This is a genomic window from Sphingomonas sandaracina (assembly GCF_036663695.1).
GTDB lineage: Bacteria > Pseudomonadota > Alphaproteobacteria > Sphingomonadales > Sphingomonadaceae > Sphingomonas.
This window is the reverse complement of sequence record NZ_JAXOJK010000001.1, coordinates 19411-45965: the sequence shown is the minus strand read 5'-3', so window position 1 is coordinate 45965 and position 26555 is coordinate 19411. Positions and strand designations below refer to the sequence as shown.

Below are 26555 nucleotides of genomic sequence, written 5' to 3'. Positions count from 1 at the left end.
GTCTTCGTCTGCACCTAAGCTTCAGGCAAAGGTACAGCACCGCCAAAACGGGCCGGCAGGCATTTCGACCATGGCGCATAGGCTGCCTTCCTGCAGCGATCCGGGATGCTTATTTCCATTGGTGACGCTCGTTGGCCGAGCCACTACCTCCAGCGCTGCGACCCAGAAGTGGCCATTCAGAGGTGCCTTTGGGTTGCCCAGGACCGGCCAGTCGTTCATCCTGCACTTGAGCGCTTTGAAGCACGGTTGCTCGGAGACTAAGTGTTTGTAGCGACAAGTAGTCACAAGGTGGCCGGATGACAGACGCAATCGCCCATAAGCTCCGCATCAAGTACGGCCTGACGAGAGATCCTTCGGACGTCCAAATCACGAAATGGCGCCGCCGCGTCGAGGAGGCGATTGCCAACGGCGACGAGCCGGAACAGGCGGGGCGTGCTGCGGCGTTGGAGGCTTTTGGCGAACTTGACGCCATCCTGCTGTTCTCCGAAGCAGACACCATCAAGGCGCTGCTGGCGGAGGCTCGCAGCAATTGAGCGGCCGCCAAAAAAGGCGTTCAAACCGACTTTTTAAACAGGAAGGTATGGCATGAGGGATCTCGGCGTTGCGCTTCGGATCAAGTATCGGCTTCGCACGGTTCCCACTGAGGCAGACGCTGCACGGTGGGCGGAGCTCGCGGAACAGCTCATCCGCAAGGGACAGCATCCAGAAGATGCCGGGCTCCAAGCCGCGGACGAGCTGTTCGAGATCGTTCAAAACCTCGTCATTAAGAGCGAGGCTGACACAATCGCGACGCTGCTCGCGCAGGCGCGGAGTAAGTGAGCCTGCCATGCGATCAGCCGACACTCGCGTGGGCCGCAATTATAGTGCCCGCAGCGTTGACCTTCCTTGCAGGTCTGCTCGTCCCACGCATCTGGGTCACGAAGAAGGAACGGCGCGACTTCGAGCAGACGAACTTTCAAAATACGACCAAACTAATCGAGCAGCACGACCAGACCTATGGCGAGTACACGAAGGCGATCTCTGCATACGCTGCTACTCCCGACGACACGAACGCGTTCGTGGAAATAGCGACGAAGGGAGATCGCTACCTCTACCAACTAAACTTGCTCGCGGCGGCAATACTGTCAGACAAGGTGGATCAGCAGGTCCGGGACGAGGTGCTACTACCAAAGGTAAGATCGGCGGCCACGGAGACCTTGCCAGACCACTACAGCACCCTGGCAGCGATCGCGGAAAAGCACGGCTTGACCTATTCAGGCGAGCTGAAGCGCAGCAACTACGGTGCGATCTTCGCAGTCGCGGAGAAGTACAAGGACGTGCAGGCATGGAGCTGCTAAAGGAATCGCGATAGGTCAGCTTTCATCGAAAGGATGCACCTCGACACCTAAGGTGAAGCGACTCAGTTCCGGACGCCTGGACGATAGCCGCCCACCCGACTTTGGACATCCAATCGTCTTAAGCAACATGTGAATCAGAGGTGTTGAAGCGCGCTGCCGCAGAGCGTGGTGAGCCGCCGAACGTGGTGCCGTTCAGGAATCGCGTTTAAATCTAGCCGGGGAAGGTCCGGCGGAGGGGTGCAATGACGTTCGATGAATACCGGCTCTTCTACCGGGCGAGATACGTCGCCTTCGTCGATGCGATAAGACAGGTGCTGGCGGCGGCGGTGAAGGCGCACGCAATGGTGCCGCACGCGATCTCCGGGCGTGCCAAAGATCCGGACTCGCTTGCTACGAAGCTTGAGGATCGCAAAATCGATCCGAACAGTGCGATCGAGCAGCAGCTGAAGGATCTCGCCGGCGCCCGGGTGGTCTTCCTCACCAACGGGCAGGTCCAGCGTTTCCTCGGCTCGGGGATCATCCACGACAACTTCGAGGTCGTCAGCGTCAACGTCCACCACGCGGTGCCGGGCACGGAGACGGAGACCCGCCTGTTCAGTAGCACGAATTACTTCGTCGGGCTCAGAGCCGAGCGCCTCGCGCTTCCCGAGTACGCGCAGTTCGAGGGGCTGAAGGCCGAGATCCAGGTGCAGACCCTGCTCAACCACGCCTGGGCGGAAATGAACCACGACACGTTCTACAAGGCTCCGGTATTCCGCCACATCGACCGGGCCCTGTTTGAGCAGACCAAGAAGCGCATGGATGAGGTCATGAGCAAGCACCTGCTGCCCGCCGGCCACGACTTCGACAAAGTCGCGCGTGACATCGCACTGCTCATGAAGGCCGAGGACGCCTTCGAGCCAGCGATCACGACCATCAGGACCTCCAGCAGCAACGACGAGATTGCGACCGCAATCGACACCCTCGACGAGGTGGTCATGCATCGCCTGGCAAACCGCGGCGAGCGCTTCCTAGAGCTACTGCCCGACCTCGTGGCCGTGGCGTCCCGCACGCGTGGCACGGTAGCTACCAAAATCGAGACGGTGCTCGGGCCATACGACGGCGAGACGGGCGAAGGCGTCGCCCGCAAGCTCGCCTCGCTTCTTCACCACCACCGATACTGCGATCCCGAACGATCGCTGTCGGTCTCCTGGAGATGCACGGATCGGCGGTCGACGAGGGCGAGCGGCGCGTTTGGCTTGAAGAGGCGAAGCGCTTCGCGGAGCACGACCTCGACGTGTGGCGGACACACGGCCCGGCGATCCAGCGGATCGTCGTCGACGGCATAGCCAAGCTCAACCCGGACCCGACCGAGCGTTCTAGGGGGCTCGTCATTGGGATGATCGAGAAGGTGCTCTCCTCCGAAGTTGGCGGCACCAGCCGCGGCGCTGAGTTGAACACGCTGCAGATCCATCAGGGGACGGTCGCACCCTCCGCCGCACTCAAGCGGGTCCGTGCGGATGCGATCTCGATCTTGGAGCGCATGCTCGGCCAAGCGACGGACGATATGGTGCGGAGCGAGATTCTGCACGCGATGGACGAGGCGTCGCGGCCGCCCTTCCATGGTGGAAGCGCGGCGCTGCGCACCATAGTCATGGACGACGCCGCACGCGTCGCGGCCATCCAGCGTGGCATCGCCCCCGATTGCGGCCTCGAGGTCCGTCGCGAGATGGAGGTGAGAGCGCTGCACGTCCATCACTGGTATGGCTCGGTGCCACCCGACATGGCCAGCGACCAAGAACTCGTAGCGGCCCAGCAACGTGTGATCGGCGAACTGATCGCACTGCGCGACGACCTGAACGCGAACGAGGACTACCTCTTGTACAAGGTGCTCATCGGCCACGACTCCGTCCGGCCGCTGGCTTGGACCGCGGACCCGTTCGACTTCCAGGCGACCGACGCCTGGCGACAGGCGAGGTGGCCGGCAATCGTCGCCAGCATCGATGCGGAGGGCGCGCTGGCGTGGACCGCTCGCTTGCGGCGCTACCTTTCCGAACGGCTGGCGACGGGCAGCAGCGTGCCGCTCTCCAACTTCTCCAAGCATTTGGCGCAAGTGAGGCCGGACGTGGCCCTCCATCTCCTCGGCGCGATGGACGACACGCTCTCCCCCATTCTCCTGGTCATGTTAATCGGCCTCGACGCCGCCGGACGAAAGGACGACGTCCGCCGCTTCGCCGACACCTGGATCGCCGAGGGCCGATTCCTCGGCAGCCTCGCCGACTGGCTAGCAACCGAGAGCGTGCCCGACGCGCGGAGGCTAGGCGCAGTGGTCGCGCAGGCGCACGGGCTGGGCGACCTTACGGCGATGCTCGCAGTGGTGAACGCGGCGGCGGGGCTCTGGGACAGGGCACCGGACCGCCTTCTGGTGGACGAGGCGATCATACCAGCGGTGAAGCACTTCACCGGGACCGGGCAGACCAACTGGATCCGGCATGCCTGGAACATCAGGCAGGGTGGCCTCGTCGCCGCTCTCGACGATGACCAGAGCCGATCGCTGGTGGCCTCGTTCGCCGACGCTCCTGAGATCGACTACGATGGCGACCGCATCCTCGCGACAATCGCCGACCAGCGGCCCGCGCTCGTTCTGGAGTTCCTCGACGGGCGCGTGAGGCGCGAGCGGGACCGCGATGGAGGGCGCTTCGACGCCATTCCATTCCGGATCCATGAACTGCCGAAGCCGCTCTCCCGCCACCCGACGCTGCTGCTGACCGCCGTGCGGCGGTGGTACGACCTTAGTCCGCCCCTCCACCAGTTCCGTGGCGGCAGGCTAGTCGCGAATGTCTTCCCGAGTCTGGCCGGCGGCCTCGCCGAACCGCTGGCGGCGCTCGTCGCGGGTGGCAACCGGGAGGACTTGGCCTTCGTGCTGGCGACGCTGCAGGCTTACGACGGCATTGAGGCGATCTACCCGATCTGCATGGATGTGGTGGACCGGCTCGACGAGAAGGATGACCTCCTGCGGCGGGTGTCCGATGTCCTCGGCGAGACGGGCGTGATCTCCGGCGAGTTCGGCCACGTCGAGCTTGAGGGGGAGCAGCACGGGCGGCTCGGCCGCTACCTGGACGATCCGCGCCCCAAGGTCAGGACCTTCGCTCAGGAGGCGCGGCGGCATGCCGAGCAGGACGTGGAGCAAATGAGGCGTGACTGGGACTGACCTGCCCCGCCGCCATTGTTGTGATTTTTAGCCTAAGGCGAGCTTATCCTAGAGGCTGCCAGCCTTGTCGGTCAGGCCGACCCACAAGCAGGCATTTACGCCAGCATCTTCACTAACGCCGGCCATCTGTTCATGTTCGCGGATGATTGGGACGCATCTCATTACTACAGTAAATTCAACATGCGAGGCTTGGTAGCCCTTTTCCAATAGCTAATCGGCAAGTCGCCTGTGCATCACCGAAGAGCCGAGAGCAGCAGCTCCTTGATCTTCTCAGCATAGATCTCGTCGTCCAGGCTTCGGCCAAGCGTGGCGTGCGTTATCTCCTCCAAGAACTGCGCCAACGCTATTTCGAGTTCGCCGCCCCGGGTCGGAACGGCTTGAGTCGCGGCGATCGTGTCCGCTCGCGCAAAGATTACAATTGGCACCTCCTCGCCCTCGGCTGGCGTCAGTCGGCCTGCGGCGACTGGCCTGGTCTCAAGCGCCTCCTTCGTGAACTCCCTCAGCGGCCCCGTCTCGATGTCCGCCGCGAAAACCACGACGTCCAGCGCCACCCCGCTCTCGAGCTCCTCCGAGAACAGGATTGCGGTGAGCTGCTCGCCGTACGCAGTCAGGAAGCATGCTATAACGAGAGCCACATAGATCGCCTCTGGCGCCTGCGCCTCCGTCCGCACAGTGAGGAGCACGCGTCCACCGGCGGTCAGCACGATCAAGTCAAGGTCGGAGCCGGGCCGATGCCTAGCAACCAATCCGTCGGCATCGGCCAGACAGATCCCTGCGAGCGTGAGTAGGTCCTGCTTATTCATCTCGCGATGCCGCGAGAAGGCGAGGATTGCTAGAAGCAAAATCGGTCCGGTGTCGGGGCGGGTGTTACGGCCGAGCTCGCGGTCGATTACGAGCAGACAGCGGATGAGCCTCTGCAGCCAGAACGAGCCACCTTGCGCGGGTGCGAAGCTGCGAACCAAGCTGCCGAGGCAGCTAGCGGCGAACCGGAGTGGGCAGTCGTTGAGGACGACCAGTACCGCCTGGATCCAAACGCCGCTGTCACCAAGCGCAGCTCGGTTGATGTCCGGACCAAATGCCGCGGCGATAGTCTCGGCGGCGTCATCGCGGTCCTCAAGCATGCGCAGAAGGAACGGCAAAAGTCGCCCGACTTCCGCCTCGTCCGCTGCCTTGAGGAAGTCCCGAATAGCATGGGCATAGTCGGCGACGGCCTCGCCGTCCCGGCTGAGCAGCCTTCGTGCGTCGCCGAGCTCCTCAAGCGCATGTGCCCTGTCGCCCCAGGCGAAGGTTCCCGAGAGAAGCGCCACAGCATGCATAGCAAACTGCTCGGCCCGACCGGCGTGCGCCCGCCGGACCGCACCCTCGGAGCGCTCAGCCGCTACGTTCTCTGTCAGCGCGCTAAGGCGGGAGCTGCGTCCCTCGATGTCAGGTCGCCCGATCGATTGGGCGGCGCTCCCGCCTGCGGCTAGCGCGTCGAGAGCCTCGGGGAACCTGCCAGCCTCTCGCAAGACGTTTCCGAGCGCAACGTTGTTGATGGCCACGAGGTAGCGATCCCCCAGCTCCTCGCCGATGGCGATCGCCTCGCGGGCCATCGCCTCCGCGTCGTCGAAGCGTCGTTCGCGTCGCAGCCGCGGAACCAGCATGTTGCAAAGCCAGGCCCGGTAGCGTGGGCTCTCGGGGACGGCAGCGTCCAGCTCGCCGCGGAGTCGCTCGGCCTCGCCAAAGCCATCAGGGGTGGCAGAAAGGGACGCGATCAGGTTCCGTGTCCCGACCTCGACGCCATAAGCGTCGCCGGTTGTTTCGAAAAATTTGACGGCCTTCCTGAAGAGCGGCACCGCCAAGTCGTTTTCATTGATCGCGAGCATCGCGATCCCCTCCTCAAGGAGCAAACGAGCGCTGTCCGAGGCACGACCATCGGCATCGGCCTCGCGCCTCAGATCCCTCACGCGCTCGAGTGCAGCTTGGGATGCGGAGCGGCGCAGGGCGAGCGATGCCTCCAGGATGTCGACGGCGGATCGCGTTTCGCCATCGCCCATGGCGACGGCCAGCATGCGTGCCTCGGCCAGCAGGGCCGGAGCATCATTCGCCCTCCCTTGCGAAGACTTTGCGTCGGCCAATGCCATTAGGGTGGAGATCAGTGGCCCGTGCTCGGCGCGCTTCCGATAGTAGCCGGCGAGATGCTCGAGCGCGTCCATCAAGTGAAGGTTCGATCCGCTGAACGCCGCCTCGCGCACGGCGCGGTTCGCAAGCCCCGCTGCCACTTGCGGATCCTCATCGCGCCGGAGGCGAAACGCCGCCCATGCCCGGCCTGTTCGCGCTAAGCGTGCGCCGAGGCGTCGCCGCAGGAGGCTGCTAAGCTGAACCCGGGCGCCTATTGTGGCTGCCACGTCGTCGCGCACCGCGTCGTGGACGAACGTGTAGCCGGCAGGTGTCGCCATGATCAGGTCGGACGCTAACTCCAGTCGGGCTGCCGTCGCCACCGGGCCTCCAGCAGCGTCGCCTAGCAGGGCGAGGAGGTCGTCGAGGTCGAGTGGAGCGGGCGAGAGAGCCAGATATCCCACCGCTTCCCTGGCGACCGGCTCCAGCGCGCCAAATCGCGCCGGCTGGTCGGTCACCACCCTGCCGCGGCGCAGGCTGAGGGGAAGATCGCCCAGCCCGGCCGCGGCCGTGCTTTTGTCCGCGATCTCGTGCAGGGCGGCGATCTCGGCTGCCGAGAAGCCGCCGACGGTCATGCGCGTTCCCGCCAGGGTGGGGTCCGGATCACGAGCAACCACGATGATAGAGCCGATCGCGCTCGACCCCAAATATTCGCGTAGTACCGACCACACGGCTGGCATGTCGTCGGGATCGTCGAGCACGAGTGGCCAGTTGCGCCCATCGCCCCACCGCCGCGCCAAGAGATTGCGGACATCATCGAAAAGCGGCGTGGCTAACTCGGCGCCGCTAGCCACGCCGATGCTCTGCGCGATCGCGATCAACGTCGCTCGAGGGTCCAGACCCCGGGCGGTCACGAATGCGGCGCCACGGTCCTGCGCCCACTCTGCCGCGAGGGCCGTCTTCCCCGCCCCCGCCTGACCGGTGACCCACACGATGCGGGCGGCGGTCGCCGCCTCCGACAGTTCGTTCAGGAGGGCGTCGCGCCGTATCCGCACCGGGCTCCCGCGGAAGATTGAACGGAGTAATTCGGCGGCTGGCTGCGTCGGCTGTCCACTGGCCCGAGGCGCGAAGCGTGCGCTTATCAACGCGGTGATGTCGTCTCGGATTCGCTCCTCTAGATCCTCGCCCTCCGTGTAGAAGTAGACCGTGTTCGGGCCGGCGGTAATGTCCTCCAGCATCGCCGCGAGTCGGGCGTCCCGGCCTCCGGCGGGCTCAAGCACGTAGGCGAGCAGGTCCTTGTCCAAAGCGACCGATGCGCGGTACTCGTCTTCCAGGCCCGACAGCGCCATGTCGTTTTTTGCATCGATCCAGCCGTACGATTCGCGGTAAATGCCCACGACGATGTGCGAATCCTGCAGCTTGCGCAGATAAAAGTGCCTCGGCGGCTCGGCCCGCGCGCCTTCGCGCTCGAATTGGACCGGCTCGAAGTTAAGGCCGGTGATGGCGGCGCGGGCCGCGGTGCGCTCGGCCGCACATTCCTTAATCGTCGAGCTGATGAATACCTTTAGCCGGTCGGAGGTCGCGGTAGGTACGATGGGCTCAGTCATGGCCGAGCTCGCGCAGGCGAACGAGACGCGCGCCCAGGCTCTCGGGTACGGGGTTCTCGCCGTCAATCAGGCGTAGCAAGAAGCCGGCGTCGAGCGCCGCCTGCTGCTCGATCTGGTCTGCGCTGAACTCCGTTGCATCGAACGTTGCATTCGCCGGCTCTATCATGTCCTCCCGTAGCTGAGCGAGCATCGCGAGCCGCTTCGCCTTACCATTGGGTACGTATGCTAGGTGCGCGGCGAGCCGGAGGTTGCATACCGCTTGCTCGACCTGCCAAGGTGCCATGCCTGCCGCCACACCGCACGCGACCACGGCTTTTCCGGCCGGATAATTCCGCAGGGCGAACATGGTCTTCGGCAACGTCGCGAAAAGACGAGCCTCGCGCTTGGCCGCCAAAGCGGACGGCTCGGTCGAAGGGGCCGGTGGCGGCCCGGCAGCGCGCTCATCGTCCTCCAGTCGCACCATGGACCGGCGGTGTCTGTCCTCTCGCCTGAGGTAGACATCAATCCCGGGCAGGAGAATCGCTCGTTTAAGGTCGGGCTCGAACCCTACCGACGACAATCGCCCCGTCCGGCCCCGCGCTGACGCCATTGTGGCGACGGTTAGCAGCACGGGTGCGACCGGTTCGCGGGCGTACTTTGCCAAATTATCAAGGAATGGGTGCTTGGTATCGAGTCGCTTCGTGATGCTCATTGAAAACACCAGCGGCTTTGTGGCGGTGTCGATGCCGAGCACCCGCATCTGCATCAGCTCCGGCTGTTGCGAAATCGTGACCCAATAGCCCGGCTCATCGAGCAGTATCTCAAGCTGGATGGCGTTCGGACCCATGAGGTTGGTCCATTCGTGCAGAAGGTCGAGAGCGCTATTCATGCCTCGCTCGTCGCTCCCCACGAGTGCGATGAACGGCGGCCCACTTGCGGAGACTAATCCGTAGCCGCAGCCCGTGAACCCGCCGGCGGCTAACCGCCGCGGTAGTTCGGTGTTCGGCGCAACCGCGGACACGGTTGTACATCCCCAATCGTGACCGGCGTCGCGAGATGAGGTTCGAAGGTCGGGGCGCGCCGCTCCCTCCGCGCGATCGCCTATCGCTACCCTTCTTCATCGTGTTGTGTTTGATCCATCGGACTTCGATTGGCTATCATAATGCACGTCGGGCAAGTCGTCGTCCGGTCCACGGATGGGCAAAGTACGGTTTCGGCGCTAATTCGGACTAAGAAAAACGCGGCGACGTCGGCGACAAAGAGACATGACATGCAGTGGATAAATCATGCCGAGCTCAAGCACTGGGCGGACCGGATCGGCGCAAGGGAGCAGTTCCCCGTAATGGTCCGCGACCTCGTTCTAGCCTCCGCGCGCGACGTGGGTGACATCCACCATATTCGGTTCCCAGGCGGCGAGTCCGGGCAGATACGCGGCTACGACGGTGACCTGACCATGGCGATCGGCACACCCTATATTCCCGTTGGTCGATCGGTGTGGGAGTTCGGAACGAACGATAAGCCGGTCGACAAATTTAAGTCGGACTACAGCACGCGAGTGAAGGACACGGCTGAGGAGACCCGCAAGGATCTTACGTTCATCTTCGTCACGCCCCGCAACTGGGACAACGCGAACCTCAAGCTCCCTGAGTTCCTACAGGAATACAAGGACAGGGGCGACTTTGCTGACGTCCGCTACATCGATGGCGCGATGCTCGAGACCTGGCTCGAGGAGCACGGGGCAGTAGGCGCGAAGCATGCGCGGCTAGTCCTCGGGACGGCGCCGAACCGCGGCGCGCGCAGCACCGACGAGTTTTGGAACGAGTTCTCCAATCGTTACAGCCCGCAGCTGACGGAAGAAGTCGCCCTTGTCGCCCGCACGGAGCAGGCCAGGCAGATCATCGACCACCTGACGAGCGCCCGCGGACCCCTCGTGCTCGTCGGCGATGGCCCCGACGAGGTGAGCGCCGTCGCCGTCGCCGCCATACGAACGGCGGACGAGGCAAACCGTCGGTTCATTGAGGCTCGCACACTGATTGTCGACACGGACGACGCCGGCCGGCTTCTCGCGAAGGCCGACCGCTACGGATACATCCTCTCGCCGAGCGTAAAGGAAGTTGGCGAGTCCCTCGCGAGCTACGGCCCGGCAATCTCAACGCTTGACTACCGACCGTCCGGCTCCGGGTTCGTGCGCCTCGAGCGGCCTTCGATCCGCGACATGAGCGAGGCGCTCAAATCAATGGGATTTGGTGAGGAGAAGGCCGAGACGCTCGCGCGCAAGTCCGGCCGCAGCCTGACCATCCTCCATCGCCATTCGCACCGCGCCGGGTTCCGTCCGCCATCCTGGGTCGAGGGTGGCGAGCGCCTGGTGCCAGCCCTACTCGCAGGCACTTGGAGCACCCAGCAGGCAGGCGATCTGGAAATGGTCGCCCAGCTCAGCGGGTCGGACTACGATGACTACGAACAGTCCCTGCGCGCATACCTGCCGATGCAGGACACACCGATTGACCTCCGAGGCGGGATCTGGCGCCTGCGCGCGCCAGTCGACGCCTTCGTGAACCTCTCCCACCTCGTCACTCGCCGGCATCTCGAAGGTCTCGCCGGCGCGGCAATCAAGGTGTTCACGACGGACACGCCGCCCGACATCGCCGAGGAGCGTTTCGGTAGGTCCAGCGCGCCCTACAGCTCTCTTCTGCGCGAAGGCATCGCCACCACCCTGCTGATTATCGCGGCGATGCACGAGGAGGTCGGGCTCGAGGCGGGCCTGGACCCAGAAGCATTCGTAAACGACCTGGTTGCCGGCCTTCCCGGTCTGCGCGACGACGTGCGCGTGATCCTCGGACTGGAACGTCAGTTGACCTACCTGATGGAGGCAGCCCCCCGCCCTTTGCTCTCGGCCCTCGAGCTGCTGCTCGAGAGTGACGAGGCGCCCGCCGTCCTATTCGCGGAGACCAGCAGCTTTGGGGTGGCGCGCTCGCAACTTCCCAATATCCTGTGGGCGCTTGAACTCCAGGCATGGGATCCCGCGTTCTTCAGACGGTCCGCGCTGCTCCTCGCCAAACTGGCGTCGAAAGATCCCGGCGGCAAGAGCGGCAACCGACCGATCTCAAGCCTGCGCGACCTGTTCACTGCCTGGTCCCCTGGCACCAACGCACCGCTCGCCGAACGCCTTGCCGTCGTTGACGAGATCATGATGCTCCACCCGCAGATCGGGTGGCAGCTCGTCACGATGCTCCTGCCGAAGATGCAGGACATGAAGGGTCCGACGCAGCGTCCGCGCTATCGGGACGCCGGAGCCTCCGACAAGGAGACCCTAACCTATGGCATTGTCGGCGAGACCTACGATGCCATCACGGACCGGGCGCTCTCGCTCATCGGAAGCGACACGGCACACTGGATCGAGGTCGCGGAGGCCTTCCCCCGCTTTTCCCCGGATCGGCGCGCGCAGTTTCTAGAGATGCTCGCGCCGCATGCCCAGCGGAGCGCCGGGGAGGATCGGGTCGAGCTCCGCCGTGCGCTCCGGCGCCTGGCGGACCGTCACGTCCGCTTCCGCCAAGCCGACTGGGTCCTGCCGGACCAGGAGTTGAAGCGCCTGCAGGAGATCGTCAGGTCTATGGACACGGTGGATCCGTTCGATCAGGCCCGCGCTCTCTTCGACGAATGGGATTCCTACCCCACAGACGATTTCGTCGCGGCCGAACACGCGATCGAACAGCGTCGGGCGAACGCCGTCGCCAGCCTCGCGGCCACCTCCGGCGTCGATGCCGTCATTCGGCTAGCCAACACCGTCCGCTTCGTCCGCGGGGTCGCGTATGCCGCCGCTACCGGTATCAAGGACGGTTCTATCCTAGAAGGTATCCTCGTCGACGGTGAAGCGGACGCACCCGCGCCCGAGCTTTCGACCGCACTTGCCGGCATGCTGCGCCGAAGCCGCGGCAAAGAATACGACACCGAGACCCTAACGCTGGCCGAGCGGTCAGGCTGGAGCCCTGTGCGAACCGCATCGATGCTTCTCGACTGGCCCGAAGGGCGGCAAACATGGGATCTCGTAGCGACGCTGGGCGCTGACGCTGAGCGGCACTTCTGGGCCAATCGGCGGCCGTTCAGATTCGAAGGGCCGACCGAGGAGCTGGAGGAACTGGTGCGCCGGTTCGTCGCGGCGGGCCGTGCGGGCAGCGCGCTCGCGATCGTTCACCCGCGCGAGCGGGAGCTGTCCTGGCCCACCGTGATCGCCATGCTGAGCGGTCGTGTGGGAGAGATCAACGAAGGCGGCATGGACAGTGACATGGACGGCTATCTGCTGGGCGAACTGTTCAAATCGCTCCGCGCCCGTGACGACGTGGACCAGATGGAGCTCGCCAGAGCGGAGTATGCCTTCTTTCCGGTGCTCGAGCACCAGGACGGAGATTTGGCGCTTTATGAGCGTATGAGCAGCGATCCGGAATTCTTCGTCTCGATCATGAAGGACGTCTTCGTCGCTGACGACGTCGACCCCGACGAGGAACCGAGCACGCCTGAGCAGCGCAACCGCGGCTCGATCTCGCACCGCATCCTCATCCACAACGAACGAGTCCCGGGCGAGAGGAACGGGACAATCGACCGAGCGAAGCTCGACGCATGGATCGACGGAATGCTTGAGGAGGGACGCAGGCAGAAGCGCACGAAGATCGTGCCGACCTACATCGGTCGGACGCTTGCGCACGCGGCCGAGGCCGATGAGACTTGGCCGCCGCCGGCCGTGGCCGCCGCCATCGAGAGACTGCGGTCGGACGACGTCGAGCATTCGATCATGATCGAGCGTTACAATATGCGCGGCGTCGTCTCGAAGCCGATGTTCGAAGGCGGCCTCCAGGAGCGGGATCTTGCCGCGAAGTATCGCCGGTGGGCGGCCGCGCATGTTACCTCTCCGCGTACCAAGGCGATGCTGACTGCAATCGCCGAAGGCTGGGATCGGGATGCTAAGCGCGCCGACGAGGCCGCAGAGCGCGACCGGGTACGGTTCGAATAGCCGCGCCCTGAGAGTCGATAAGCGGCCGGAGACATCGTTCAGGCGGTCCAAAGCGTCAAGCTGGATCGACCAATGAGGCGGTCGGTCCCTTACCCGCAGATGAACGAAAGTGCATTATTGCGGTCCCTTGCTCCAAAGCGGTCAGGCCGGTTTCCACCAGGATCAACTCAACAGCGGCCGGTCTGCTAACGGCCTTTACCTTATTCTGAGACGGATTACCCGCCCGCTTCGGGGGACGAGGAGGACGCGCCACATTTGCAAATACTCCGGCGGACAGAATTCACATCCCAATACCCAAACCGCGGCTACGTCCGCGCCCGATCATATCCGCGAGTTCCCTGCCGACACTCGCGCCGCTGGTCGCTCCCAATCCTAACTGGACCTTCCGATTGCGTAGGATCGATTCCACCTGCGGGTCGCGCTCCAAGCTTTTTGCCATGCCGAGCATCTTGTCCTCAATGGCCCGAACCTTTGTGTCTTCATGGTAGATTTTCAGCGCACGACGCTGCTGCTCGAGCCCCTGCCAGCGCTGTACGAAGACATCGGCGCGGCGTGTCGGATCTTCTCGAATTTCCATTTCCAGCTGCATGGCGCGGATCACCGCGTTGGTCCTGCCTTCCGCCGCCTCATGGACAAGCCGCGTGTCGACCGTCATCGCCGTTTCGAGATCTCGAGCACCATGGGGCGCGATGGCCTCAAGCGACGCGCGGCTCGCCGCAAGCTCGGCCCTTTGCTCGTTGGTGTAGGCGTCGCCCACGGCGTGGGTAGAGCGCATCGTCCTGACGATACGACCATGTCGGATGACAGCATCAGGAAGATTTTCGGCGCGGTTCGGCGCTGGCTGAAGCGGAACCGGCTCAGGCAATACCGGACGCAGGTCGAGGCCCGCAAACGGATCGCGGGTTGGCGCCGGGCGCGCGTTCTCGATCGTCCGTTCCGGCAACTGGATTTGCCGTCGATCGCCGAAGTTGCGCGAGTAATCCGACGCCATGTCCTTCGCGCGTTCGCGCGACAGCGTGCGGACGAGTTTACCCTGATCGGCGAAGTCATCACGGCCGTAATGGAGATCGACGCTATCCCGGTGCCGCGACAGCGCGACATAGGCGGCATGGCGGTCGAGGCCCGGCGTTGCCAGCACATGAACGCGGTCGACCGTCACGCCCTGCGATTTGTGCACGGTCGCGGCGTAGCCGTGATCGAGCTGGGCTTAGTCCTTGGTGTCGAACGCGACGTGACGACCATCGTCGAGCATCACCGCATGCGGGCGGTCGTGATGCTCTGAATTGTACCAAGCGATCCGTTCTTCACGCCGAGACCGCGTTCATTCTGTTGGAACATGACGCGGTCGCCTGTGGCGAACGCGCGAGCGCCACGCTCGGTCTGGATCGTGACGTCCTCGCCCAACTCACCGGCGAGGCGAAGCCGCTGCCGCGCCACCTCGTTCAGCGCCTGGACCTCGTCATTGGTGTGGGTGAGGATCATGCGCGATGCGGTCGGCGCGGCGGCGCGGTCGCGGTCCCAGCGCTCGATCAGATCAGCGCGCGCCTGATCGCGGGTTTCGGCGAAATGGACATGGCCGTGCTCCTCATAAGCGCGCACTGCTTCGCCCGTCCGCTCGGTTGCGAGCTGGCGTGTTGCCGTCCGCTGCCAGTCCTCACGCTGACGACGAATATCGGTGATCTCGACGCTACCATGACGCTCGGCGACCGACCGGAATGCTGCCCCCGCTTCGATCGCCTGAAGCTGTTCGGCGTCGCCGACGAGCACGACCTTGGCGCCGCGCTTCTCGGCTTCAGCAATGACGCGTTCCATCTGTCGCGTACCGACCATTCCGGCCTCGTCGATCACGAGCACATCGCGCGATGTGAGCAGTTCGCGGTCCTGCTTCCACTGATGTTCCAGGCTGGCGATCGTGCGCGACGCCATCCCCGATCCGCCTTCTAGATTCTCCGCCGCGATCCCGGACAGCGCGGCGCCGCGGACGGCATAGCCGGCGCTCTCCCAGGCCTCGCGCGCAACGCCGAGCATCGCGGACTTGCCGGTACCGGCATAGCCGACGACGACACTGATCCCCTGCCCGTTCGTCACATGGTCAAAGGCGCTGCGCTGTTCGCTCGATAGAACCATTCCGCGCATTTCGGCGCGGGTCAGCGCGCGCTTGCGATACTGTTCGTCGACACCGTGGCGCCGGCTCGCGTCGAGACGGACGGTGGCATTTTCCAGCCGCTGTTCGGTCTCGATCATGTCGCGGCTGGTGAAACGTTCGTCGCCTCGGCCATCCCTGCCAAGCGCGACGATATCCGGACTGGCGTGAACGGCTGCCAGTGCGATGTCGAATTGCTCCTTGCCGTCGCTATGCCGGTGGACGAACATCGCCAGATCGCGGCGCGTGAAGGTAGCCTGCGTCCGCGTGATCGCGTCGAGCGCGATCCCCGGTTGCGCGATGATCCTGTTGCCGTTGGATCGCGCAATCTCGACATGCTCGTCGAGCCGTTCACTCTCCAGTCCCTGCCCCGGCCGGCGCGATGCCGCGGGACCAATCTTGTGCTGCGGTTCGAGGTCGATACCCTGACGTTCGAACGAGCGATGATCGACGCGCGCATCGATATCGAGTTCGGCCAGTCGGCGGTTGACTTGTTCGCCCCAGGACTCGCGCCACCGCTCAAGCAGATCGGTGCGGTTTCAGTCGCGGACCTTCGGGCCGAAACCGTCCTCGCCAACGCTGCGCGTGGTGAGCATCACATGGGCGTGCGGTTTCGCCATCCCATCGGCACCGATATCCCAATGCACGTTGAGATCGGCGATCATGTCGCGATCGACGAACTCGGCTTTCACGAACTCGCGCGCGAGCCGAATACCTTCCGCCCGGTCCAGCTCGCGGGGCAGCGCAAACTCGATCTCGCGCGCCAGTTGCGCATCCTTGCGGACCTCCACCGCCTCGACCTCGTTCCACAGCCGCTCGCGGTCGCGAAGATGTTCAGGCGCGCCGTCCGGCAGCATGACTTCGGAATGGACGACGCCGGCCTTGTTCGAGAAGTCGTGGGTGCGATCGAGCCGCTCGTCGCGCAGCCGCGAGGCCGAACGATACGCCGCCGCGGCGAGTGCGCTGGAGCCGTTTGCGCGCGAGATCATCTTAGCCGAGAAATGGTAGATCGCCATGACGGCAATCCATCTACACTCTAAAAGCGACGTCGGCACGACGTATAAGCCCGCCCTTCGAAGATTTCATCTATCTCGGGACGACTTCGCCCCACGCTGTTTCATTGTATTTACGCTGATCGACTGGACCACTAACTGAGGCGCCCTCAACCCGCAATTGAGGACACCGTAATGCACAAACCCCGCGACTATGATTCGGAACTGAAGGCGCTCGACGACAAGGCCAAACAGTTACGCAGCGCTCGCCTAACGCAGCTCGGCACGTTGGTCATCTCGACCGGCGCCAACGCGTTGTCGATCAAAGAACTGGCCGGCGCGTTGCTGTCCGCGGTGGAAACGAAGGACGCCGCAATCCGGGAGGAATGGCGCCACCGAGGTGCCGCCTTCTTTCAAAACCCGGCACGCGGATCTGCTCGCAAAGCTGACCGCATCGCGAGCCACAGAACGGCGGACGATGGCGGTCAGGCATCGGCTGCTGGCGACACGAAGCCGCAATGATACGCGCGGCTGGATGATGCAGCGGCGCGAACGAACGCGGCATCTGATCGAGCTCGGCGGACTGGTCGCAAAAGCCGGACTGATCGAGCTGACAGACGATGATCGCGCCGTGATCTTCGGCGCGCTGGTGGAGGTCGCAGTGCGGTTGCGCGGTGACGATCGCGATCAGATGCTCGTGCTATGGCGCCGCTGCGGCAAACGCGCGTTCGACGACGCATCGCATTGACCGGACCAGTGAATGTCTACTTGGCGGTTGCAGCCTCACGCAGCGTGTCGAGGCGTTCGCGGCACAGCGTCTCGACAGTCGCGCGCAGCCGATCGACGGATGCAGCCAGCGCGTCAAGGTCGTCGGCGGTAATCGCGTAGCTTGGCGAGTAGCGGGCTTCGACATAGGCGCGCTTGAGCAACTCGAAACGGCGTCGATCGACCTTGCTTTCGCGGTGCCACGCCTCAATCAGACGAGGCTCCTTGTCCTCAGCGATCGACCGCAGGAATTTGATATTGTGGGAGCGCGGAAAGTAGAGCGTGTGAACCAAGAGAAAGCATGCGTATGCGCGTTCCGCTGATTGATGTAGGTCGAACGCCGCAGCTTTTGCCCATTCAATATCAACAGCTCTTTCCGCAGACATTTGGGCGCGAGCTATCCAAACGTCTATCGAGTGGGACCACTTGTCAAAATACCCCTGCGCCATCGCGTACGCATCGGCGGGCGTCAGCGGCTTTAGCGTTGCCAGCGCGTGACACGGCAGGTGGTAGAGCGCGATCCCGTCACGCGCGATGTCGACCCAGAAATATTCGCCGCGCGACAGTGCCTGGTTCACCTCTTCGAGCGAATGCACGATGATGTTGACCGGTCGCGCGATGGCGGGATCGCGCAGGATCCTGTCCTCGGCGACGTACCAGTAATCGGCAATCTCGGTGAGGTCGGCATGGCTGACGACGACGAGCAGATCATAGTCGGACTGATAGCCGTTATCCGGCTCGTCGACCCAGTCGTCGCGGGCATAGCTGCCGAACAGGATGATCTTGTAGACCTTGCCGTTCCGCTTGTGCGGCTTGGTCGCCGTCGCGATCGCGGCGGCGAACTCGTCCAGCAGGATGCGCTGGATATGATCCAGCTCCGTCTGGTTGCGCTCGGGCAGATGATCGGCGTCGGACTTCATGTGCGTTACCTAACCGGGCAACGTGAATGCGCCAACCTCGCCCGGCGTTCGCCGGGCAAGGCTGGCCGTTTCAGCGAAACCATCGTGGCAGATGCGTCTGCAACCACACCTGCCATTCGGGGCGCTCGTCGCCGCGCCTGTAGCGACTGAGACGACGGATCGCCGTCCGCATCCGCCGCGCGACCTGACGCTGGCTGAGCCCGGTCACCTTGGCGATGTGATCGTAGCTGTAGCCGTCCAACCGGTACTCGAGGAATATCTCCCGCGTCGTCCGCGACAGTGACAGTAGCGCCCGTTCCATCTTCGCCAGATCGTCCGGATGCACGGGCCCATGATAGTCGCCGGGCGCGAGATCGGTCGGTCGCTCGAGGGCGCGTTCCGCGCGCGCCTCCAGCTCTTCGGGACGGTCGGTCATGCCGCCATCTCCTGCTCTGCGTCATCCGCCGCGTCGGCACGGAACGCGAGCAGATAGTCGGCCGCCTTGCTCGCCTGACTGGCGGCGCGGAAGATCGCGCGGGAGTCCTCGCGCAGCACCTCCAGCCATGCACCGATGTAATCGGCATGGCGCACGGTCGGCACGATACCCAGTTCCGCGCAGGTGAACGCGCTGCACATCTCGGCGATCAGTTCCTCGCGGGCATAAGAGGCACTGCGCGGCGCTCCTTTCTGATCACGGTCGAGCCGGCTCGTATGCCCGGTCCAGTGGCCAAGCTCATGCAGCGCGGTCCGGTAGTAATTCACCTGATCGTGGAACGCCTGCTGCGGCGGTAGCTGGATGCGATTCGCGGTGGGCATGTAGAACGCCTTGTCACCGCCGATGCCGATCTGTGCGCCGGTGGCGGTCATCAGCGCCTCCGCGCACTCGATGGTCTCGCGCTCGCCGAGAAACGCTCCACCGCCGACAGACAGCGTGTCGGGCAGACCCTCGCACTGGTCGACATTGAAGACGGTGAACCGTTTGAGGAACGCCACCTGCCGGCGATGCTCGTCGCTGGCTTCGGTGATGGGTTTGTCGCGCTCGTCCTTAGGTGTGAAGCGATCGGCGTAACCGATGGTCGTGCCGGTCTCGCCTTTCCGAACATTGCCGCCAAGCGCCTGCGCCTGCTTGTAGGTCAGCCACCCTTGCGTCCCGAATCCACGCTCGAACACGGTCGCCCACAGGATCAGGACGTTGATCCCCGAATAGCGCCGCCCGGTCCCGGCATTACGCGGCAGCCCGCTTTCCAGCTTCGACCCGTCCCATGGTTGCACCCACGGCACCCGCCCCGCCTCCAGCTGCGCGATGATCCGGTCGGTGACCTCGGCGTAGAGCGTGCCGGTGGTTTTGGTCAGGGTGTCCTTTGCCATTTCCTCACTCCTTCAGAACCGCAACCGGCGCCGGAATGGCGGGGGTAGGCGGCAGGAGCGAACCGGCAGTCCCGCTGTAGCGGCGGGCAGCACCTGAAAGGCCGTAATGCAATGAAGGAGCCGGCAACGCCGGCTTGCGACCCGCCGCGGCGGGACTAGAGGGTAGCGACGCCTACCCCCGCCATCCGACGCGCGGTAGCGCCACGCCGGCCGTGCGCAGCGCGGCCGTCCGTATGTCGGGCACAGCCCGACCAAGCGTGAGCGATCGTAACGGCTCTGCCGACGAGACGCCGTCGGGCGGCTCGGTGAAGCGTCAGCGGAATAGAGCGCGACCGTGCAGAGCACGGGACGGCATAAGGCCCGTCTGAATCGCTGGCTCTGGAAAACTTTCCCTTGCCACCCGGTCTCTTCGATAATGGTCGCAAGGTCTGACTTTTGTCTCGCAGCGTGGCAACTTCAGGGAGCACCGTCTTGTAGCCGGGATCCACTCGGTAGCGCCTGTCGAGTACCGGTCCAGGGCGCTAGATCCCTTTCCGGTCAAGCAGCGCGCAGAAACCGATGGCGGTTGCCAGCTTGCGCTCTAAGCTGGCGAGAACAGTTCATAAATTATGGGGGGAAACTTGATGGCGGTCGAGTCAGAGCATGTTCGTGAGGCGTTCGAGGTCCTTCGAAAGAACGGCATCGCCCCGAACGGGGTGTCCAGGAAGTGGGACATCATCGACCCCCAGACCCACGAGCGATTTCCGCCGAAAGCGGTTCTGCGCGTGGCCAAGGAGCTTGCCAGAGACGCATCCTATAACGGCGGCGGGGGCCCGCCTACTAACGATCCGCTGAGAGCACTTGGCTTCGAGATCGTGCTTAAGCACGAATTCGAGGTGTCGGAGGAGGCAACAGACATCGAGAGCGTCATGGCGTCAAACCTCGACGAAACGACGAGACGCCGCCTCGTCAATGCCCGGCTCGGACAAGGAGGTTCCGCGCCGCGCTTCTTGAGATCTGGGAAGACCAATGCGTGATCAGTGGCTGCGATATTGGAGCGGTCCTACGAGCGTCGCACATCAAAGCTTGGAGGCATTCCGACAATCGGGAACGCCTGGATCCCGACAACGGAATCCTGCTCGCGGCATCAATCGATGCACTGTTCGACAAGCACTTGATCACTCTCAAGGAGGACGGCCGTGTTCGCGCCGCGGCCTCCATCCCCGCATCGGCGCTGGCCGAGCTTGGCGTGCCTAAGCGGACGATCGTGCAGATGGGCAAACGCACGCAATTCTACATGACGCATCACCGCGCCGAATTCGAACGGGTTTCGGAAGGGCGGTCTTACGACGTGTGACGTCCCACCCTTTCGGGATCGGAATATGAACGAGCGCTGCGTTCAGCTGCACGCCATTGTGGATCCGGTAATAACCCCGCACTATTACGGTTCTGACTACGCTCGGGCGGACGACTGCCCCAGCTCTCCGCAGTCATCACGAAAATAATCCGAGGGCGTCGCAATAAAATGGAATGGAACGACCTGCTTGGCAAGCGATACGCTGTACGGTGGATTTTCTTGATCATAGCGCTCGCGATAGCGATCTTGATCTTCGCCCGGTTTGTAGTTTTACCGCACTTCTCGACACCGCGAGAGCCGTTGGGACCGTTCAACGATACGCTGCCTAATGTCGGGCTGGCTGTGATCGATGCAGCACTCAGCACGCTACTTACGGTAGGGCTGACTGGTGCGTTCATCGTCCTTTTGGTTCCAAGGGACGTGCGCGAAGCAAAAATCGTCACCGTACATCCGCGGGATCTCGCTTCCGAACTCCAGGCATCTGTAGCGACATCGCGCGAGTATTTCTTCAAAGGACGATCAGGCCGGCATTTCCGCTCGATCATCTTGCCGCTCATTGAATCGGGGTCGCGAGCATCGTCGGCCACACGACTGATCTGGTTGCTTATGCCAGACCCCAGCGATCTCCGCCTCATGGCGAGCTACGTCCAGTTTCGGAACGCGGCTGCATTTCGCGGGCGGGCTGACGACTGGACGGAGTGGGGCATTCAAAGGGAGGTTCTCGCTGCGTTGATTGCCTTGGCCGCAAAAGCACGGATCAACCCTCACTTAGAGATCCATATTGGACTTACGAAATCGTTCTCGATCATCCGCACCAATCTAACCGACACGGAAGCGATCCTTACGCGGGACGATCCCAAACTGCCGGCGTTCAAAGCAATGCGGGGCACTGTATTCTACGAAAGCCAACGAGAGGATATTCAGCTCAGCATTCGACAAGTAGGGGAGCTCGACTTATCAAACATCTGGCCAGATCCGGTGCCATTCGACGCTGTTTCAGTTGGAGCTGCGCTGATAGTGCTCGGCTTCTTAACCGAAGCGAGTGATCCCGCGAAAGTCGATAACGTACTAAATTCCGTCAAGAGTGTTATAAATCCTTATGCTTGACCCGTCTGCAATCGCCAGGCTCGACGATGCCCTCCTCCGTCAACCCCAGTCTGTAAAGACCGTTATCGCCGACCTCAAACCCGCAATCATGGCCTGCGATGCTAGGAGCCATCCATACGGTTTCGTGGTTGTGACCTTGGGAACGGGTGGTGACGGCGGGCGAGTTCGGTACCGGTTACACATATGGCGCAAGGGATTTTCAAACGATCGCTCTGCCGATCTGATGATTCACGACCACGTCTACGATTTGGCTAGCCACGTCCTAGTCGGCGGCTTTCTGCACGACGAGTATGTCGAGAGCGCCGCGACGGGCACGGAATACGCCTGCTACCGCGGGTTGTACGACGGGCCGCACAGCGAACTTAAACGGACCGACCGAACGATGCGTGCCAGCCTTGCCCGCAGTTCGAATGTCGCGGCGGGTGACACTTATCACCTGGCCGCCCGAAAGCTGCACGTGGTCACGGTCGATCCCGACGTATTTACTGCCACCGTATTGCGAACCGAGTACGGTCCGGACCTGGCCGATCCGGTGATCCTGGCTCCCATGGATGCGGACAATTACTATCGTTTTGACCGGCATCTGGTCGCATCGGCTGATGCAAACCGATCTATCGATGAGCTGTTCCAGCTGATCGCATAGGTTGTTAGGAGAACCCGTACGGGGTTTGCCAATCGCCGTTGATCTGCCGGCTATTTTTAGGACGCCGGCGGGCCTTCCCCAATCTAGTCAAGCTGGCGAGTGTAGGAAAAGGCGGGAACGAAGAAGATCCTGTCGAAATTCTTCTCGGTATTGTTCGACCGGTTGCGGACATACCGCGCGCCAACCTCCAACGTGAAATCATTGACGATGACCTTTCCGGTCTCGTCGCCAAAGAGCAACCGGCGGAGCTTGGGAATCGCTGGCGCGAAGTCGAAGCTCAGCGATGCCGTTATGCGGCCGTCGCGTTGTCTCCCACCACCCGCGATCTTAAGGTCGGAAAAACGACGATTCTCGAACCGCGATGCCAGCCGGATATTAATATCCCGCAAGGGCACGACGAGGCTCGCATCCGCCTGCGGCACAAGGCGTCGCCGCGCCGATTTGTCCGAGACAAGATACTGTAGCGATGGCGTAAACTGGACGGCGACCCGGCGGGCCGGATTGCATCCAAGACCAACAGCCATGATCCACCGTTGGCGACAGTGAAACCAGACGTCGTTCGCCAGACGAACTCCGCCCGCCAGACCATTATCAAAAAAGGCGTGGTCGCCAAATGCGTTCGCGAAGCCCAGCGAAGGCGAGTAGCGCGCAAACGCCTGAGCACTGATTTTGCCAACGCTCGTGTAGGGCAACGGTCGCTGGTCGGACCCAAAGAACATGCGGCGTCGTATTTCGAAGCCGACGCGCGCCTGCGAAGAGGGATCGTTCTTGTCGTATACTTGCGGGCTGTAGCCGACGCTGGGGGTAGCCTGAACTTCGAGACTATCCGTCAACGAGCGAATGAACCGAAACCCGAGTGCTACCTCACTCTCGTCAACAGGCTGATTTCCCTCGGTTTCTCGCAGAGACTCGCCGATTGCAGGCGACAGGTCGAAGCGGAATTCGGACTTATTGTTCGCACCGGACTGCGCATCCGCACTCCCAATAAGCAAATTTGCCAATACTGCGCCAAGAGCAATTGAAGGAAACCGCATTGATGCCCCTTTCAAGACTATTCCGACAACTCTCGCTACTGCCGCTTACCTCGTAGGCAATAATGCATATCCGAAGTATTTCGGCTATACATTGAAGCGCTGTTTGTAAGAATCAAAAACATTCAGTTTCGATCAATGGCAGGCTGACTGCTCGGATCGACGCCCGTCAACTGGGCGACAGAGGCCCCGACTTACGACCGCCACGGTGCCGCACGGTTATTCTCTAACGTAAGAGGCGTCAGAACCGGCCGTACGAGCGCAACTGGCGCGGCCCGCAAGGGCCGCCCCTCCCCCCCACCTTAAGAGCACGTCTAGCTCGTCCTTGGCAGGTTGGGCCTCGCCTGATGCTTGAGGAAGGCGGCCGGCGTTAGATCACTAGAATTACCCCTCAGGGCCCGACCGGCCATAATCTTCGGAACCGCATGGCAAAGGTTGTAGTCGCCGATGCCATTCACGCCGATTTCGTCAGCGCCTGAAATCAGGCAGGCACTCGGGGCCGTGATGACGTCGCGACAATGGCAGAGTGAGAGATCGACGTGGCGGATAAACTAGCTCTGTGGCGAGCAGCGTGCCTCTTCGACTTCAACCAGGACGGTTAGCTTCAGCGAACCTCCGACAACCGTCATTACCCGACTGTGGGCTGCAGCGACTCCACACGACGGGTAGCAGCCGGTATCGGCTCTATTGCGCTCTGTTGGGCGATCATCGGCTATCGCCGTCCCGCGGCATTGAGCCGTCTGCCTTCTCGTCCGATCTCTTCCCCGTACCGCGCGACACCGGAAGGGAAACTCATGCCCCAATCACCAAACCGCATCCTGCGCCTTCGCGAGGTGCTGACCCGGACCGGGCTCAGTCGCTCGACGCTGTATCGCAAGCTGGACAACGGCACCTTTCCGCAGCGCGTGCATATCTCAGCGCGGTGCATCGGCTGGCATGAGTCCACGATCGACACCTGGATACAGAACCGGGTCTTCTACCACGTCGACGACTTCCGGTGAGCAAGCATCGCTTACCCGCTGACAGAACACGGCAAACTATTGTCCCCGCCCCTGCCCCATCATCCGATGTGACGATCGCGCGGATCGCCCGACTACTCGGACGGCAAATCGCGCTTGATCTTCATCGCGCCCGCAAAGATAATAAACAGCAGGGGTAAGCAGGTTGCCACGTCGTCCAACGCGGTAACCGTGTTTGGAGACAAGCCATGACCCGCGTTGCGCTATACGCGCGCTATTCCTCCGATCAACAGAGCGCGTCGTCCATCGACGACCAGTTCCGGATCTGTCGCGAACAGGCCGCGCGCGAAGGCTGGCAGATTATCGGCACCTATAAGGATGCCGCGATCTCGGGCTCGAGCATAACGCTGCGTCCTGGCATCCAGCAGCTGATCCAGGATGCGCAGACGGGCCGCTTCAGCATCATCCTCGCCGAAGCGCTCGACCGGGTCAGCCGCGATCAGGCCGACGTCGCCACGCTCTACAAGCATCTTCAGTTCGCCGGCATCACGCTCGTGACACTGGCCGAAGGCGAGATCAGCGAACTCCATGTGGGCTTGAAGGGCACGATGAACGCGCTGTTCCTGAAGGACCTCGCCAAGAAGACGCACCGCGGCATGCGCGGCCGGGTCGAGAAGGGCAAAGCCGGCGGCGGGCTGTGCTACGGCTATGACGTCGTGAAGCAGTTCGACAGCGACGGCGAGCCTATCCGTGGCGAGCGCACCATCAATATCGCACAAGCCGAGGTCATCCGGCGGGTATTCCGGGAATTCGCCAACGGCGTCAGCCCGCAGACCATTGCCCGGCGCCTCAACGCAGACGGCATCCCCGGCCCCGAGGGTAAGCTCTGGGCACATGGCACGCTGCGCGGCCACGCCAAGCGCGGCACGGGATTCCTCAACAACGAACTCTATATCGGCCGCCTTGTCTGGAACCGGCAGCGCTATGTGAAGGATCCGCGTACGGGCAAGCGCGTCAGCCGTATCAACCCGGCATCCGACTGGATCACCACGGAGGTGCCTGAACTACGCATCGTCGATGACTCTCTCTGGGAGGCGGTCAAGGCACGGCAGGCAAGCCTGTCCATCCAGTATGCAGGCCCCATCGAAGCCACCCGGAAGGCGCTCGGCATGCGCGGCACGGTCCGACCGAAATCGCTGCTGTCGGGCCTTGTCCACTGCGGCACCTGTGGTGGCCCCTGCTCGCTGCGCGGTCAGAGCCGTTTCGCGTGCTCGACGCACAACGACACCGGTGCTTGCGACAATAGTCGCACCATAACCCGCATTAGTCTCGAGGAGCGCGTGCTGGCTGGGCTCAAGGACCGTCTGATGGCGCCCGACATGGTAGACGAGGCCATCCGCAGCTTCATCGAGGAAACCAACCGGCTTAATATCGTGCAGCGTGCCGATCGCTCCGTAACGGAATCCAAGCTGGCCAAGATCAAGAAGGCTAAGGCAGACATCGTCGATGCCATAGAGAACGGCCGCTACAGCGAGACATTGATGGACCGCCTGCTCGACCTCGAAGCCGAGGAGAAGGTCTTGAAGGCAGCATTGGCGGCAGCCCCTGCCGAAACACCGGACATTCATCCCAATATTGCCGGGATCTACGCGAAGAAGGTCGAGCGGCTGACAGAGGCGCTGAACCGCCCGGAAGACCGCGACGAAGCCGCAGACGCCATCCGTGGCCTGATCGAGCGGGTGACCCTGACGCCCGGCGCGAAGCGCGGCGAGGTCCACGTAACGCTGCACGGCGAGTTCGGCGCCATCCTCGAATGGCTGGGCGCGCGGGAACGGAAAGAGACCATAAACGCCGACAGCCCCGGAGCTTGCGCTGCGGGGCTAGGAGTGGCGTCGAAGATGGTTGCGGGGACCCGCACTGAACGGTGCCACATATCACCCGCTGTCGACATCTAGTTCCTCAAATAAGCTGATTAGCGGCACGTCGCCGCTGAACAAACGCCCGAAACTTACCCTCGGCTTAATTGACCAATCGGGAGCCCCTCAAGCATAACCGATCCTGCTTCCGTTCCACTCGCGGAGAAGCCGAGAAACAGGG

Annotated in this window: 19 protein-coding genes and 1 pseudogene; 13 read left to right on the top strand and 7 right to left on the bottom strand. The window is 63.0% G+C overall.

Annotation, left to right across the window (positions count from 1 at the left end; translation table 11 throughout):
* Positions 1 to 296 precede the first annotated feature (296 nt).
* The 4 genes from U1707_RS00220 to U1707_RS00205 all read left to right on the top strand — a co-directional run bounded on the left by U1707_RS00220 (position 297) and on the right by U1707_RS00205 (position 2665).
* Positions 297 to 533: a hypothetical protein gene (locus U1707_RS00220; protein ID WP_332798159.1), complete on the top strand. Its 237-nt coding sequence runs from the start codon at positions 297 to 299 to the stop codon at positions 531 to 533.
* Positions 534 to 585: 52 nt separating this feature from the next.
* Positions 586 to 819, top strand: coding sequence for a hypothetical protein (locus U1707_RS00215; RefSeq protein WP_332798158.1), 234 nt, complete (start codon positions 586 to 588; stop codon positions 817 to 819).
* 56 nt (positions 820 to 875) lie between these two features.
* On the top strand, positions 876 to 1337 hold the full coding sequence (locus U1707_RS00210; RefSeq protein WP_332798157.1) for a hypothetical protein: 462 nt from the start codon (positions 876 to 878) through the stop codon (positions 1335 to 1337).
* Positions 1338 to 1579: 242 nt separating this feature from the next.
* The gene (locus tag U1707_RS00205; protein WP_332798156.1) at positions 1580 to 2665 is read left to right on the top strand and encodes a RelA/SpoT-related domain-containing protein; all 1086 of its coding nucleotides are present in this window, start codon (positions 1580 to 1582) and stop codon (positions 2663 to 2665) included.
* A 2095-nt stretch (positions 2666 to 4760) separates the two neighbouring features.
* Here the strand turns inward: U1707_RS00205 and U1707_RS00200 are convergent.
* Together U1707_RS00200 and U1707_RS00195 are read right to left on the bottom strand one after the other, a co-directional pair.
* Positions 4761 to 8231, bottom strand: coding sequence for a DUF4062 domain-containing protein (locus U1707_RS00200; protein WP_332798155.1), 3471 nt, complete (start codon positions 8229 to 8231; stop codon positions 4761 to 4763).
* Complete coding sequence (locus U1707_RS00195; protein WP_332798154.1) at positions 8224 to 9099, bottom strand: hypothetical protein; 876 nt, start codon at positions 9097 to 9099, stop codon at positions 8224 to 8226. The genes U1707_RS00200 and U1707_RS00195 overlap by 8 nt, the downstream gene beginning before the upstream one ends.
* Positions 9100 to 9480: 381 nt before the next feature.
* Between U1707_RS00195 and U1707_RS00190 the strand changes: the two genes are divergently transcribed.
* Complete coding sequence (locus U1707_RS00190) at positions 9481 to 13215, top strand: hypothetical protein (RefSeq protein WP_332798153.1); 3735 nt, start codon at positions 9481 to 9483, stop codon at positions 13213 to 13215.
* Positions 13216 to 13495: 280 nt separating this feature from the next.
* Here U1707_RS00190 and traA read toward each other — a convergent pair.
* Positions 13496 to 16374 (bottom strand): annotated as a pseudogene (gene traA, locus U1707_RS00185) (Ti-type conjugative transfer relaxase TraA).
* A 171-nt stretch (positions 16375 to 16545) separates the two neighbouring features.
* On the opposite strand from traA, the gene U1707_RS00180 reads away from it, so the two are divergent.
* Positions 16546 to 16872: a conjugal transfer protein TraD gene (locus U1707_RS00180; protein WP_332798152.1), complete on the top strand. Its 327-nt coding sequence runs from the start codon at positions 16546 to 16548 to the stop codon at positions 16870 to 16872.
* Positions 16829 to 17098, top strand: a complete 270-nt coding sequence (locus tag U1707_RS00175; protein ID WP_332798151.1) for a conjugal transfer protein TraD — start codon at positions 16829 to 16831, stop codon at positions 17096 to 17098. The genes U1707_RS00180 and U1707_RS00175 overlap by 44 nt, the downstream gene beginning before the upstream one ends.
* 16 nt (positions 17099 to 17114) lie before the next feature.
* Here U1707_RS00175 and U1707_RS00170 read toward each other — a convergent pair whose 3' ends face one another.
* The 3 genes from U1707_RS00170 to U1707_RS00160 form a co-directional block, all read right to left on the bottom strand.
* Positions 17115 to 18035, bottom strand: a complete 921-nt coding sequence (locus U1707_RS00170) for a HEPN domain-containing protein (protein WP_332798150.1) — start codon at positions 18033 to 18035, stop codon at positions 17115 to 17117.
* Between the two features lie 70 nt (positions 18036 to 18105).
* On the bottom strand, positions 18106 to 18450 hold the full coding sequence (locus U1707_RS00165; RefSeq protein ID WP_332798149.1) for a sigma factor-like helix-turn-helix DNA-binding protein: 345 nt from the start codon (positions 18448 to 18450) through the stop codon (positions 18106 to 18108).
* Entirely contained in the window at positions 18447 to 19382 is a 936-nt protein-coding gene (locus U1707_RS00160) for an ArdC family protein (protein WP_332798148.1), read from the bottom strand. The genes U1707_RS00165 and U1707_RS00160 overlap by 4 nt, the downstream gene beginning before the upstream one ends.
* 623 nt (positions 19383 to 20005) lie before the next feature.
* On the opposite strand from U1707_RS00160, the gene U1707_RS00155 reads away from it, so the two are divergent.
* The 4 genes from U1707_RS00155 to U1707_RS00140 all read left to right on the top strand — a co-directional run bounded on the left by U1707_RS00155 (position 20006) and on the right by U1707_RS00140 (position 22468).
* Positions 20006 to 20398: a hypothetical protein gene (locus U1707_RS00155; RefSeq protein WP_332798147.1), complete on the top strand. Its 393-nt coding sequence runs from the start codon at positions 20006 to 20008 to the stop codon at positions 20396 to 20398.
* Positions 20395 to 20718 (top strand): HNH endonuclease, encoded by a 324-nt coding sequence (locus tag U1707_RS00150; RefSeq protein WP_332798146.1) that lies wholly within the window; start codon positions 20395 to 20397, stop codon positions 20716 to 20718. The genes U1707_RS00155 and U1707_RS00150 overlap by 4 nt, the downstream gene beginning before the upstream one ends.
* A gap of 219 nt (positions 20719 to 20937) precedes the next feature.
* The gene (locus U1707_RS00145; RefSeq protein WP_332798145.1) at positions 20938 to 21825 is read left to right on the top strand and encodes a hypothetical protein; all 888 of its coding nucleotides are present in this window, start codon (positions 20938 to 20940) and stop codon (positions 21823 to 21825) included.
* The gene (locus tag U1707_RS00140; protein WP_332798144.1) at positions 21818 to 22468 is read left to right on the top strand and encodes a hypothetical protein; all 651 of its coding nucleotides are present in this window, start codon (positions 21818 to 21820) and stop codon (positions 22466 to 22468) included. Before U1707_RS00145 ends, U1707_RS00140 begins: the two co-directional genes overlap by 8 nt.
* Before the next feature lie 83 nt (positions 22469 to 22551).
* Here U1707_RS00140 and U1707_RS00135 read toward each other — a convergent pair whose 3' ends face one another.
* A complete protein-coding gene (locus U1707_RS00135) occupies positions 22552 to 23502 on the bottom strand; it encodes a hypothetical protein (RefSeq protein WP_332798143.1) in 951 nt (316 codons plus the stop codon).
* 791 nt (positions 23503 to 24293) lie between these two features.
* On the opposite strand from U1707_RS00135, the gene U1707_RS00130 reads away from it, so the two are divergent.
* Both U1707_RS00130 and U1707_RS00125 read left to right on the top strand, forming a co-directional pair.
* A complete protein-coding gene (locus U1707_RS00130; protein WP_332798142.1) occupies positions 24294 to 24500 on the top strand; it encodes a helix-turn-helix transcriptional regulator in 207 nt (68 codons plus the stop codon).
* Positions 24501 to 24706: 206 nt separating this feature from the next.
* Positions 24707 to 26413, top strand: a complete 1707-nt coding sequence (locus tag U1707_RS00125) for a recombinase family protein (RefSeq protein ID WP_332798141.1) — start codon at positions 24707 to 24709, stop codon at positions 26411 to 26413.
* Positions 26414 to 26555 lie beyond the last annotated feature (142 nt).

Coding starts and splice junctions, on each gene's coding strand:
- U1707_RS00125 (WP_332798141.1), top strand. CDS start 24,707: ATGACCCGCGTTGCGCTATACGCGCGCTATTCCTCCGATCAACAGAGC.
- U1707_RS00200 (WP_332798155.1), bottom strand. CDS start 8,231: ATGACTGAGCCCATCGTACCTACCGCGACCTCCGACCGGCTAAAGGTA.
- U1707_RS00215 (WP_332798158.1), top strand. CDS start 586: ATGAGGGATCTCGGCGTTGCGCTTCGGATCAAGTATCGGCTTCGCACG.
- U1707_RS00180 (WP_332798152.1), top strand. CDS start 16,546: ATGCACAAACCCCGCGACTATGATTCGGAACTGAAGGCGCTCGACGAC.
- U1707_RS00155 (WP_332798147.1), top strand. CDS start 20,006: ATGGCGGTCGAGTCAGAGCATGTTCGTGAGGCGTTCGAGGTCCTTCGA.
- U1707_RS00220 (WP_332798159.1), top strand. CDS start 297: ATGACAGACGCAATCGCCCATAAGCTCCGCATCAAGTACGGCCTGACG.
- U1707_RS00140 (WP_332798144.1), top strand. CDS start 21,818: ATGCTTGACCCGTCTGCAATCGCCAGGCTCGACGATGCCCTCCTCCGT.
- U1707_RS00165 (WP_332798149.1), bottom strand. CDS start 18,450: ATGACCGACCGTCCCGAAGAGCTGGAGGCGCGCGCGGAACGCGCCCTC.
- U1707_RS00160 (WP_332798148.1), bottom strand. CDS start 19,382: ATGGCAAAGGACACCCTGACCAAAACCACCGGCACGCTCTACGCCGAG.
- U1707_RS00170 (WP_332798150.1), bottom strand. CDS start 18,035: ATGAAGTCCGACGCCGATCATCTGCCCGAGCGCAACCAGACGGAGCTG.
- U1707_RS00205 (WP_332798156.1), top strand. CDS start 1,580: ATGACGTTCGATGAATACCGGCTCTTCTACCGGGCGAGATACGTCGCC.
- U1707_RS00135 (WP_332798143.1), bottom strand. CDS start 23,502: ATGCGGTTTCCTTCAATTGCTCTTGGCGCAGTATTGGCAAATTTGCTT.
- U1707_RS00130 (WP_332798142.1), top strand. CDS start 24,294: ATGCCCCAATCACCAAACCGCATCCTGCGCCTTCGCGAGGTGCTGACC.
- U1707_RS00175 (WP_332798151.1), top strand. CDS start 16,829: ATGGCGGTCAGGCATCGGCTGCTGGCGACACGAAGCCGCAATGATACG.
- U1707_RS00190 (WP_332798153.1), top strand. CDS start 9,481: ATGCAGTGGATAAATCATGCCGAGCTCAAGCACTGGGCGGACCGGATC.
- U1707_RS00195 (WP_332798154.1), bottom strand. CDS start 9,099: ATGAATAGCGCTCTCGACCTTCTGCACGAATGGACCAACCTCATGGGT.